This is a genomic window from uncultured Dialister sp. (assembly GCF_937959425.1).
Taxonomy (GTDB): domain Bacteria; phylum Bacillota; class Negativicutes; order Veillonellales; family Dialisteraceae; genus Dialister.
Genome location: NZ_CALGPS010000230.1, coordinates 1 through 11,148 on the forward strand (window position 1 = coordinate 1; position 11,148 = coordinate 11,148).

Below are 11,148 nucleotides of genomic sequence, written 5' to 3' on the forward strand. Positions count from 1 at the left end.
TATAAAGGCAGGTTGTAAAAATGAGGGGCTTATGCAATATAAATGTATGGAGAAGGAAATCAGGAAACTCCATGGAAGGATTCTATTCCCATCTGTCATGTATATCGCGAATATTCCGGCCGGAATGCAGCTTTGACAGAAAGGATACCATGAATCCCTGTATACAAACTCCTGATTTCCCTCCCCGACTTCCCGGGGCCCAGAGATGTCGGAACGAATTCTGCAGATTCGTAAAAAAGTATGACAACAAAACAAAAAACACGGATATCATCCTTTGCAGCATGAGCCCGCATTCCCGGACGACAAGAGCAGGGTTGACGCAGTTTTTTCCTGCAGTTTAGCGTTGCCGCCTGATTTTGGGGAAGCACTGATTCATTCACAGAGTCTGCTTTTATAAGAAATTTTATGTACTGCTTCGTCATGGGATTCCTTAAATAGCTCGCTATTCGCGTCATCCCATTCCTTGCATTGCATAAAATTTCAAGAATAAAAGCAGACAATGATTGAATCAGCGCTTCCCCAGAGGCCCGCAATACTGTGTGGCACGGATTTGTATCCGTGTTTTTGTGCTGTCTTTTTACAGAAAAAAATCAGCCCCAGAAGGAGCTGATTTTTTAATTTATGATTTATGGTTTATCATTTCCGTGATTGACGCGAATCTCCGAAACCATAAAATTCTTCATATCTTCCGGCAGGTCTGCGGTGAATGTTTTTCCGGAGAGTGCTTCAAGCGGCGCCGGAAGGTTATCGGGGAAACGGATTTCTCCGGCGTGAAGGAGCTGCCTTTTGATGTGGCAGGCTGTAGATAATGCAATGCTCTCTTTGGTACCGTATTTCCGGTCTCCCAGGAGGGGATGGCCGGCGTTGGCGAAGTGGACGCGGATCTGGTGGGAGCGTCCGGTGATGAGATGGACTTTGACCAGGCTTACAAGCTCATTTCCCCATTTCCCCACTGCTATCCGTTCATAACTTGTTTCCACGGATCTGGCGCCTGTTTCTTCATGGTCCAGATAAAGGACTCTGTTTTTGATTTCATCTTTTACCATCCAGCCTTTGAAGGTGCCCTGTTTTTCTGTTTTGCCGAAAACAACGGCGCTGTAAATTTTTTCAACCGCCCTTGTGCGGATGAGTTCGTTCAATGTCTGCAGGGCAGCCATGTTTTTGCCTGCCAGCACCATGCCGCTGGTGTTTCTGTCCAGCCTGTTGCAGATGGAGGGGCGGAAGGCCGGGGTGATTTCATCTTTTAAATAGGAAAGAAGGCCGTCGTTCAGGGAGGGACTGCAGCTGCCGTCTCCCTGGGAAAGAAGGCCGGCTGGCTTATTCAGCACCAGCACATTTTCGTCTTCATAGACAATACAGGAGGGAAAGAAGGAAAGGGGCTTTTTCTCTGTCTTTATGATTTCTCCCTGAAATTTGGAAATGGTCTCATCGGAGAACCAGACATCTATCCGGTCACCGGCAGAGAGTTTTTCTTTTCCTTCCATTTTCTTCCCGTTGAGGGTGATATTCTTTTTCCTCATACTTTTTCGGAGCAGACCGCCGGCGGCTGCCGGAAGGAGGCGTGTCACGTATTTCCAGGCCGTGGTGCCTGCTTCTGTCTGTGATACTGTCCATGATTTCATAGATTCACCTGCCTGTCCTCATAAAGAAATCCCGCTTTACGGAGCCCCTCTTCCACCATGTCCATTTCCTTCTCCCCCTTCGTTTCGATGAGATGACTGTGAATGCCGCCGCTTATGGTAGAAAGGAGAGGCGCCTTCTTCATCTTCATGCGGCGGATGAAATCATCCACGTCGTCCCTGTTTTTGATTTCCAAATTGGCGATGATGCTGCCATAGATTTCATGCTCCACAGACACATTATGCACCATGCCGCCCAGGGAAATAATGAGCCTCAGTTCCTCTGCCGTCCGCCGGCGGTTGTGGAAACACACCAGGGTGCGAAGATATCCCCGGGACTCCTTCTTCATGTAATACCCCCGGGGCGTGGAAATGACAGGCACGCCCCCTGCCTTCAGAAGAGCCACATCTCCTACAATGATCTGCCGGCTCACCCCCAGCGCCTTCGCCAGCTCCGTGCCTCTTACCCTTTCTCCCTCTTTCAGAATGTCTAAAACCCTCTGCCGCCGTTCCTGTGCATCCATCTCGACCACCTCTTACGAGTATTGTATCACATAGGGCCACGGAGTGGCCCGAGTTCAAAAGGTTCAGAGGGGAATGTTGACGGGGCGTCGCCCCGAAGGTTATGGCCGCCTGCGGCGGCGGAAGGGGTGCATTTCCCGCGCCCGCAGGGCGGTTGTAAAGGTTTTATCATACTGGCGCCCCTTCTATTATTTAAAAGGCGCCCACCACAACCCTCACGGCCATAGGCCGTGTCAAACCTGAGAACCCTCAGCGCCAAAGGCGCTGTCAAACTTTGCCTGCACAGCAGGCGTCAACCCTGGCGCCGAGAGGCGCCTTTGCCATTTCCACCAGTTTCTTCCTATCCGTCTTCCCTGTAGAAGTTCTGGGGATGGCGGGAAGGGAGATGAAGCGGGAGGGGATTTCCCAAGGCTTCAGGTGGGCGGAGAGATTTTTTACGATGTCCCTTGTTTCCCTTTCCGGGCCTGCCAGAAAGGCGATGATGCGGTCGTCGCCGTTTTCCTGTTTCATGGCCACGATTTCCGCGTCTTCCACACCTTCTGTCATAAGGAGGCAGGAAAGGACTTTCTGCCGGGGCACGTGGTTGCCCTGAATATGGTACATATCTTCCCGCCGCCCCAGGAAATGGAGGTTTCCTTTTTCGTCGAGCCTTCCCAGGTCGTGGCAGGTGCAGGGCATGGAAATGCCTTCGATGCCGTAGGGGGTGTCCACCATGATTTCCCCCTTTTCGATGGACACTTTGACGCCGGGGAAGGGGCGGCCTACGCTGTCCGGGGCCTGGAGGATATCTTTCCCTTCAATGTAGGAAATATAGGAGAGTTCCGAGGCGCCGTAGTAGAGGACTACATGGCCCGCCGGAAATCTTCCTGTGAGCCGCCGGAAAAGGGAGGCGGTCATAAGCTGGGAGCCGGTGAGGATGTGGGTGACGGTTTCTGCTTTTCTTTTCACTTTGGACAGGGGGGACAGTTTAGAGGGAATCATGTAGATATGGGTGATACCTTCTTTCTGAAGGCGGCCCATCCATACCTTCGGGGAAAGGCGGTTTGTGCCATGGAGGGAGGCGCCTTCGGAGAGGAAGTCCATCACCATGTTCAGATTGCCTGTGAAGGCCAGGGAGCCGTGGAAGAAGAGGCGGGATGTTTCGTCCACTTGAAATATGCGATCCTGCACAGGGAAGAAGTCCGCCCAGCTTTCATCCCTGCGGTAGAGGACTTTAGGAAGTCCTGTGCTGCCGGAGGTGAGGACGCCAAAGTCTGCGGCAGGAGAGGATGCTTTCCCCGCCCAGAAATAGAGATTTCCTTCTTTTTCAAGTTTCAGGGACGGCAGAGGGCTGTCGGAGAGGATGGCTCCTATATGCTGTTCCTCTATGAGGGCTCCGATTTCCTCTTCCTTCAGGTATTCATGGAAAAGGACGGGCACCATGCCGGCATATTCCGCCGCCAGGAAATAGAGAAGCTGTTTTTCATTCCGGTGCATGTAAATGGCAAGGAGGGAGGAGGCAGGCATATGGCGCTCCATCCATTCTTTTTCCGCTTCCATCTTTTCCACAGCCTCTTTCCAGGTCATGGTGAAATCGTCTCCCTGGTAGAAGAGGCTGTCCGGCTTTTTCTTTCCCCAATGGAGAAGGTACTCATACAGTTTCAAAATGCTGCCTCCCAGGTCTTTTCTTTTAGCGGTTCTTTCCAGCCGCTTCCCCACGAGCGGATGAGGATGGCTTCCCCCACGCCGCCGGCGGCGGGAATGGCGGCCACACCGTACCTGCCGCCTTCCTTTTCCAGGATTTTCATGAGGTGAATCATAATTTCCGCGCCGCTGGCGCCGTAGGGGTGGCCGTAGGCCAAAGCTCCGCCCCAGAGGTTCAGCCGGTCCGCCACGTCTCTGTGTTTTTTCCGAAAATCGGCGCTGATGACTGCAAAGGCTTCGTTATACTCAAAGGCATCCACATCGCTGTAGAAAAGGCCTTTATCCCGAAGGAGGGAAGAAACGGCCCGATCCGCCGACAGGGGCGGCACGGCAGAGTCGCTCCCCACCATGGAAAAGCCTTCGATTTCCGCCACAGGGGAAAGTCCCCTTTCCTTCATCCACCTTTCGGAAGCCAGAAGGACGAAGGCGGCGCCGTCATTAATGGTGCAGGTATTGGCGGCGGTCAAGATGCCGCCGGGAAAATCGGTGACCCGGGGCGCCCTTTCCAGGAGCTTCAGAGACATGCGCTTCCTGATGGCTTCATCCCGGCTGCTTCCGAAAAGGGGAAGGATGACATCATCCAGAAGACCCTCCTCTGCCGTTTTCTTCGCCCTTTCCTGGCTTAAAAGGGCCGCCTCATCCGCTTCCTCTCTGGAAATGCCCGCCGCCTTCGCCGCCCTTTCCGCTCCCAGCAGCATGGCGTCATCGCCGAATTCGCCGGGCCGGAATTGGGCCGCTGTGAAAACAGGATTTCTAAGATGGCTTCTTTCATCATTGTCTGCATACCGCCGGATGGGCTGGAGGGATGCGCTTTCCGCCCCGCCTGCCAGCACGGCGTCCCACTCCCCAGCCATAATTGCAAGGGCAGCCATGTGGATAGCCGCCAGTCCCGAAGCACACTGGAGATCTATAGTAAAGGCAGGCACCCGCTCCGGGAGTCCTCCTTCCAGAAGAAGAAGGCGGCCTATATTTCCTCCAGGGCCCACGGCGTTGCCGCAGATGAGGGCGTCCGGGCAGGTAAGGTCATACCTTTCACAGAGCGCCTTCGCTACCATGCCTCCCAGCACCTCGGGCCTTACTTTTTTGAAGATGCCGTTCCTGATGCCTATATGGCTCCGAAGGCCGCCTACAAGAAATACCCGGTTCATTCCATCACCGCCTCAAAACACAAAACCTGGGAAGACCCGTAAAACGTATTTCCCTCTTTTTTCAAATACACCGCATCTCCCGCATAGAGGAGATGGTGAAAACGGATACGGATCCTTTCAAAATTTTTTCCCTTCGTAAGAGCATAGGCAGTCTGGAATCCGCTCACCACAGGATGGGCGGACTGATGAATTGCATTGTGGTCCCCCAGGGCAAGGCTGAAGGAACGGACCTCCTCTGCGGGGAATGTATGCCAAAAGGTTCCCTTATCCTCCCTTTTCTTCCCCTCTGTTTTTCCGGAAAAAGGAAAAAGAAGGATTTCCATGCGCCCAGTTCCCTTCACCGCCCGAATCCTGATGATTTTTCTGCCGGACCAGGAAATTTCACAGGGTCCATCGGCTTCTCCCTCACCTTTGCTGTATCGGAGCTCTCCCATCACCATGCCCTGCCACTCGTCCTCCCAGGCCGTGCAGAGGGCTTTCATCAATTCTTCCATATTGTCTCCCTTATCAAAAAAGCGGAAGGTTTCCCTTCCGCTGCATGATCTCTTAAAATTCTCCCACCAGTCTTCTTCTGTACTTGCTCACCAGGAAAGAAGCCAAAAGGATTTTGGCAAAGTCACCGGGCAGGAAGGGGAACATGCACATCACCATGGACGCCCAAATACCGGTACCGGTGAGGAACATAAACCATGCCAGCCCCAAAATGTAGCATACCGCCGTACCTGCAATGGTGGCAGCCATCATATTCTTAAAGGAATAGCCCAGTTTTTCGGAAATCAGCCCCACCACAAAGGCCATGGGTGCAAAGCCGATGATAAATCCGCCCGACGGACCTGCAATCACCGAAAAGCCGGCCCGCATCATGGAAAACACCGGAACTCCTGCCATACCGAGAAGGAGATAAATGATAATGGCCAGAAGCCCGTACCTCTTCCCCAGGAACCCGCCGGCCATGAGCACCGCGAAAGTACCAAGGGTAATGGGCACCGGCTGGATAGGAATAGTAATCTGCGAACAAACTGCAGTGACAGCTGCAAACAGGGCGCACAGCACCTGCATACGGATAGAATGATTCTGATTCATGATAACCTCCTGTTGATGGATACATTATAAAATCATGCGAGCCGTTTGTCAACTGTCTACATTATGTAGTTTACAAATGATGACGACTTTCCTTTCCCCTATTGTGCCCCTTTTGGCCCCAAGGGTTCAGAGGGGAAGGTTGACGCCCGCTCCGCGGGCGAGGGTTATGGCCGCCTTACGGCGGCAGGTTGTGTTCGCTTCGCTCAGGGGGCGACAGCCCTTCGGGCTGAGGGTGGTGGTATCGCCCTTGCGGGCGATGAGTATGAAGTCAGCGTTACGGGATGAGCTTTCTGCTGCATGAGGTAGTGCGTTAGCCCCCTTCCTCTGGAAGGGGGGTGTCGCCGGAAGCGACGGAGGATAGCGGATTTTCGCAGAAAATCCGAGGCCCCAATGGGGCCTAATTTGACTCATATTGGCTTGGAGCTATCTTCAAGACCTATCCTCAGGGCTCCGCCCAGCTCCTTTCTGAGAAAGGAGCCTTACGTTACGGGAATACCTTTTGTGTCACCAAGGGTACATGGCGAAGTGCAAAAGCCTTCTTCCTCTGGAAGGAGGTGTCGCCGCAGGCGACGGAGGATAGCATGCCTTTCGCAGAAAGGCCGAGGCCCCATCGGGGCCTGATGTGACACATTCGTGAAAATCCGCCTATCGGCGGCGCCTTTGCTCAGCAAAGGCCTATCCTCAGCCCTATCGGGCAGCTCCTTCCAGTGGAAGGAGCCTTACGTTACAGGAATACCTTTCTTCTGCATAAATCGTGCCGAACATTCTGCGGAATTGGCCGCTAACGCGGCCACCCCCTATCCGGCTGCGCCGGACTCCCCCCTATTCAGGGGGGAGAATAAGCCTCTCAATGCTTTCCATTAGAGTCATGTGGCACATTGCTGAGCGTCCATAGTGCCCCCTGAACAGGGGGAAAGGTGGTGGCGCCAACCACCAAAGGGGGTGCCGCTTTTACATCGCCCGCAAGGGCGGTTGTGAAGGTTTTATCAGAATGGCGCCCCTTCTTTTTAAAGGGCGCCCACAACCTGCCGCCGCTGGCGGCCTCCCGATCCTCGATCCCGATCTTCGAACCCAGCCGCTCCGCGGCTGCACGCCCACCAAGGCGGTCAGCCGACAGCCGATAGCCGGCAGCAGTGCCACTAGCCACCAGCCACTAAATTATCCCAATCCACGCCCCCTATCCTTCATAGAGCACCGGCATCCAGTACGCTTCATTTCCTGCAATTTTTTCTTCGCTGAACCGGGCGTAAATGGCGGAGGGTTTATCTCCCAGCATGAAGCAGGAGAGGGTGACATATCCTTCCAGTACACCCACGTCCGTTTTGGTCACGATTTTCTGCTGGGGCACGTACTGCTGCACCAGGGAGGATTCGCTGTTCCGGCACACTACGTCTTCCGGATCTTCCACTTCTTTCCGGTACAGGGTTTCCCCTTTTTCGTTGATAATGTCGATGCCCCTTCCTTCCCTGCCCCAGATGGGTTTCCTGATCCACAGGGAGGGCATTCTTTCATCCATCCGGAAATCCCGCATAAAAAAGCTGGCGGGAATGTAGGTCCTGATAATTTCCTGTTCTCTTTCGCTGAAGAAGGCGTGGTCTTCCATGAGGGCGTAGAGAAGGGCTTGGAAGCCTTTGGACTGCATGATAATGGATTCGGGGGGATTCATCATGTGGAAACGGTGATTCCTGTAGCCTTCCATCATGAGCTCTCCCAGGGAGGAGCCGTCCTGGTCCGCTGTTTCTTCGATGAGGATTTCCATGGGGTGCATGCGGTAGAGGAAGGAAACGGTCCTTCCGTCAGGGAGGGCCACGCTGCCGTCTTCCATGACGGCCAGGTTGTAGAAAGTCTCAAAGAGGATATGGGGCCTCACGTCCTCCGGCACCGCTTCTTTCATGGCATTCATGAGAAATTTTGTGGTTCCAAAATCTTCGATGTAGTCATGGAAACAGGAAAAGAGGATGGGATGGGCTTCCAGCTCTTCACCGCTCATATTTCCACAGCACCGGAGATACACATCCAGCAGGAAGCTGCGGAGACCGTTCATTTCAAAGGCATTTGGATTATCCTTTCCGAAATAGCGGGCCGCCACGCCGTTGGCATAGTAGGCCTCGATTTCCGCGCAGGGGGTATCCGCATTGATTTCCACCATGCGGATGCGTCCTGTCTTCTCTTCAATGACGTAGTCAAAGCGGGAAATCCAGGTGGGCAGGTCCTTCATGGCATTGCCGCCGTGGAGATATTTCCGAAGCTTTTTGGGGATTTCCATATCGTCCATAAAGGAATCATCACATTCCATGGCCCGCTTCACCGCCTTGGCAAAGATACGGTAAAGTTCTCCGCTCACGCGGCGCACTTCTTCTATCTGCTTTCTATTCACAATGAGAGGCAGATGGGTGGGATAGCGGAAGGGGTAGCCCGGGTATTCCACATAGGGAAATATGTTTCTGTCCAGGTCGTCCATAAATGTTTTTTCCATCAGGACGCACCTCCCCTCACACCGGCGCCGCCAAAGCCGGTCTTCCCGCCGGCAGGGGCCTTCACCGTGGAATTACCGGAAGATTTGCCGGACTCATAGGAATTCTTATTCCCTGCATAGGTTCCCGAGCCGCTTCCCGTATTCTGCTGCTGTTTCTGCTCCGTATAGGCAGGCCGGTCATTCAGCACACTTCCTGTGTTCCTGTCATAATGGCCGGAGTAGCCCGGCAGGCCGTGGAACATGAAATAGCTCATCATGAGCAGGGGCAGCAGGCTGGAGACGCCGGACACGTACTGCAGGTTATCGTTCTCATCCCTGCGGAAGGTTACTTCCTCGCCGTTGTCATACCGGGCTGTTTCCGTGCCGTCCTCATTTTTCACCAAGTGGTAGGTCCGGCCGTTCTCATCCTTCAGCTCATCCCCCTGGGCCTTCTCTTCCTGTCCGCAGCCTGCCATCATCACCGCCGCGCTGCCGGCCGCCATAAAAGCAGCCAGAATGGCCGCTGTCTTTGCACTTCTATACATGTGTGTCTCCTTTATTTCTATTTGATGAAATATGATTTGTTCTTTATGTATCATACCATATGAAGGGATTTCCGGTTTCCTGTTTTTTATTTCCGCTTTTGCCATCCAATACAAAGACGGCGTCTCTAAGACGCCGTCTTCCTCATAGATAAAACATGCATTTACAACATTCCAAGAAGGTCATTGAGCCCTTCTGTCATGGTAGGATGAGTGTAAATGCTGTCGCGAAGGACAGAATATGGAATCTTCCGGTCCATTGCCAGTCTCACCAGGTTAATCATTTCATAGGATTCCAGGCAGAAGAAATGGGCTCCCAGAATGAGACCGCTCTCCTCATCCACAATGATTTTAAGAAGGCCTGATGGATTTTTCAGTACATGGGCTTTGGGAATCGCTGCCGCTGGCATGGAGGCAGTCAGGACTTTCCGGCCCGATGCCCGGGCTTCCTCTTCCGTCATCCCCACCCTGGCCAGCGGCGGATCCAGAAAGAGGGCGTAAGGAACAGGGCCGCGGTTTTCTGTCGTTCTCTTCAAGTCCCCGTTGAAATTGCTCTTCAGGATGCGGAAATCATCCAGGGAAATATAGGTAAACTGCATGCCTCCCGTCACATCTCCGGCTGCCATGATGTGAGGTTTGGATGTATGAAGGCGGCTGTCTACTTTCACTGCTCCTCGAGGCGTCATTTCCACCCCTGCTTTTTCCAGGACAAGAGAAGATACATTAGGCTGCCGTCCCGTAGCTGCCAGCAGGACATCAGCGTGAAGGATTTCTTCTCCGTTCTTTGTCTTTACATGAATCAAGGCCTCTTCTTTCTCATCTTCCACCCGATGGACGTCTGCTTCTTCCAGAATGCGAATGCCCTGTTTTTCCAGATGTCCTTTCACCGCCGCTGCCATTTCCCTGTCTTCCTTCGGAAGGAAAACAGAGCCCTTCTGGATGACGGTCACCTGGGCACCGAAATTGTTATAATAGGACGCAAATTCCAAACCAATATAGCCGGCTCCTAGAATCACCAGATGACGGGGCAGCTTTTTCTCATCCATCAGGGTCTCGCTGGTGTAGACAAAGGCGCTCCGGTCAAGCCCTTCCACCTTCGGCATGACAGGGGCTGCGCCTGTATTGATGACAATATGCTCTGCCCGGATGATTTCTTCTTTTTCATCAGAGGAAATCAGGATTTCATGGTCATTCACAAAGGACGCCGTGCCGTCATATACGGTCACTCCTGCCTGTACCAGCTTGTCATAATTTTTCCCGCGAAGCATGGCGGTGAGACGATTCTTCTCCTCCACCGCTTCTGCATACCGCTTTTCTTTTTCTTCCCAAGAACCATCCCGTCCATGAGACAGACGGGCGCTGTATTCCAGAGATTTACTGGGTATGCAGGCTACATTGATGCAGGTGCCGCCATACCGTTCTTTTGATTTTTCAATGAGCGCCGTTTTGATGCCCTGGGATGCCAGAAAAGAAGCAAATGTTTTTCCCGCCTTGCCAAATCCGATAATTACGTATTCATAGGCTGTCATAGGTTTCCTCATTTCTTTTAAATAGGTAAATCTATAAATATCTATTTATATTTTACATCAGGAGGAAGAATGATGTCAATTTCAAAATGGGGGCGGACATGCCGGCAGCGTGCAGCGTGAAGGTTCAGAGAGTTGTGAAAGGAAGGTTCTAAAGTTTGACCGGCCTTTGGCCAAAGGGTTCTTATGTTTGACGGACCTTTTGGGCCCGAGGGTAATGGTATCGCCCTTCGGGCAATGAGTATAAAGTCAGCGTTACGGGAATGCCTTTTGTGTCACCAAGGGGCTATTGCGAAGTGCAAAAGCCCCCTTCCTCTGGAAGGGGGTGTCGCCGGAGGCGACGGAGGATAGCAGCCTTTTGAAAAAAGGCCGAGGCCCTAAAAGGGCCTAAGATAGCTCATAATGGCTTGGAGCTATCTTCAAGTGTTCCTCAGGGCTCCGCCCAGCTCCTTCCTGAGGAAGGAGCCTTCCGTTACGGTAATGCCCGCCTGCTACTTAATTCTCGCTATGCATTACGGTGTTAGAGCCCGGCAAATATAGCCATTTTTAGCCCGTCAAATTTAGCCAATT

General features: G+C 52.9%; 9 protein-coding genes. All 9 read right to left on the reverse strand.

Features of this window, described 5'->3' with window-relative positions:
* Nucleotides 1-626 precede the first annotated feature (626 nt).
* The 9 genes from Q0482_RS09915 to Q0482_RS09955 all read right to left on the reverse strand — a co-directional run bounded on the left by Q0482_RS09915 (nt 627) and on the right by Q0482_RS09955 (nt 10,581).
* The gene (locus tag Q0482_RS09915; protein WP_299145934.1) at nt 627-1,622 is read right to left on the reverse strand and encodes an RluA family pseudouridine synthase; all 996 of its coding nucleotides are present in this window, start codon (nt 1,620-1,622) and stop codon (nt 627-629) included.
* Nucleotides 1,619-2,143 carry a transcription repressor NadR gene (locus Q0482_RS09920; protein WP_299145935.1) on the reverse strand — a complete coding sequence of 175 codons (525 nt, stop codon included), beginning with the start codon at nt 2,141-2,143 and terminating at the stop codon, nt 1,619-1,621. Before Q0482_RS09920 ends, Q0482_RS09915 begins: the two co-directional genes overlap by 4 nt.
* A 265-nt stretch (nt 2,144-2,408) precedes the next feature.
* Nucleotides 2,409-3,785, reverse strand: coding sequence for an AMP-binding protein (locus Q0482_RS09925; RefSeq protein ID WP_299145937.1), 1,377 nt, complete (start codon nt 3,783-3,785; stop codon nt 2,409-2,411).
* Nucleotides 3,782-4,972 (reverse strand): thiolase family protein, encoded by a 1,191-nt coding sequence (locus tag Q0482_RS09930; RefSeq protein ID WP_299145939.1) that lies wholly within the window; start codon nt 4,970-4,972, stop codon nt 3,782-3,784. The genes Q0482_RS09925 and Q0482_RS09930 overlap by 4 nt, the downstream gene beginning before the upstream one ends.
* Entirely contained in the window at nt 4,969-5,466 is a 498-nt protein-coding gene (locus Q0482_RS09935; RefSeq protein ID WP_299145940.1) for a MaoC family dehydratase, read from the reverse strand. Before Q0482_RS09935 ends, Q0482_RS09930 begins: the two co-directional genes overlap by 4 nt.
* 52 nt (nt 5,467-5,518) lie before the next feature.
* Nucleotides 5,519-6,055, reverse strand: coding sequence for a biotin transporter BioY (locus Q0482_RS09940; protein ID WP_299145942.1), 537 nt, complete (start codon nt 6,053-6,055; stop codon nt 5,519-5,521).
* 1,177 nt (nt 6,056-7,232) lie between these two features.
* On the reverse strand, nt 7,233-8,531 hold the full coding sequence (locus Q0482_RS09945; RefSeq protein ID WP_299145944.1) for a glutathionylspermidine synthase family protein: 1,299 nt from the start codon (nt 8,529-8,531) through the stop codon (nt 7,233-7,235).
* Nucleotides 8,531-9,055 (reverse strand): hypothetical protein, encoded by a 525-nt coding sequence (locus tag Q0482_RS09950; RefSeq protein ID WP_299145945.1) that lies wholly within the window; start codon nt 9,053-9,055, stop codon nt 8,531-8,533. Before Q0482_RS09950 ends, Q0482_RS09945 begins: the two co-directional genes overlap by 1 nt.
* Nucleotides 9,056-9,216: 161 nt before the next feature.
* A complete protein-coding gene (locus Q0482_RS09955; protein WP_299145947.1) occupies nt 9,217-10,581 on the reverse strand; it encodes an FAD-dependent oxidoreductase in 1,365 nt (454 codons plus the stop codon).
* Between the last annotated feature and the right edge of the window lie 567 nt (nt 10,582-11,148).

Bases quoted from the DNA above. Each gene is read 5' to 3' on its own strand.
- Q0482_RS09915 (WP_299145934.1), bottom strand. From the start codon at position 1,622: ATGAAATCATGGACAGTATCACAGACAGAAGCAGGCACCACGGCCTGG.
- Q0482_RS09920 (WP_299145935.1), bottom strand. From the start codon at position 2,143: ATGGATGCACAGGAACGGCGGCAGAGGGTTTTAGACATTCTGAAAGAG.
- Q0482_RS09950 (WP_299145945.1), bottom strand. From the start codon at position 9,055: ATGTATAGAAGTGCAAAGACAGCGGCCATTCTGGCTGCTTTTATGGCG.
- Q0482_RS09945 (WP_299145944.1), bottom strand. From the start codon at position 8,531: ATGGAAAAAACATTTATGGACGACCTGGACAGAAACATATTTCCCTAT.
- Q0482_RS09940 (WP_299145942.1), bottom strand. From the start codon at position 6,055: ATGAATCAGAATCATTCTATCCGTATGCAGGTGCTGTGCGCCCTGTTT.
- Q0482_RS09930 (WP_299145939.1), bottom strand. From the start codon at position 4,972: ATGAACCGGGTATTTCTTGTAGGCGGCCTTCGGAGCCATATAGGCATC.
- Q0482_RS09955 (WP_299145947.1), bottom strand. From the start codon at position 10,581: ATGACAGCCTATGAATACGTAATTATCGGATTTGGCAAGGCGGGAAAA.
- Q0482_RS09935 (WP_299145940.1), bottom strand. From the start codon at position 5,466: ATGGAAGAATTGATGAAAGCCCTCTGCACGGCCTGGGAGGACGAGTGG.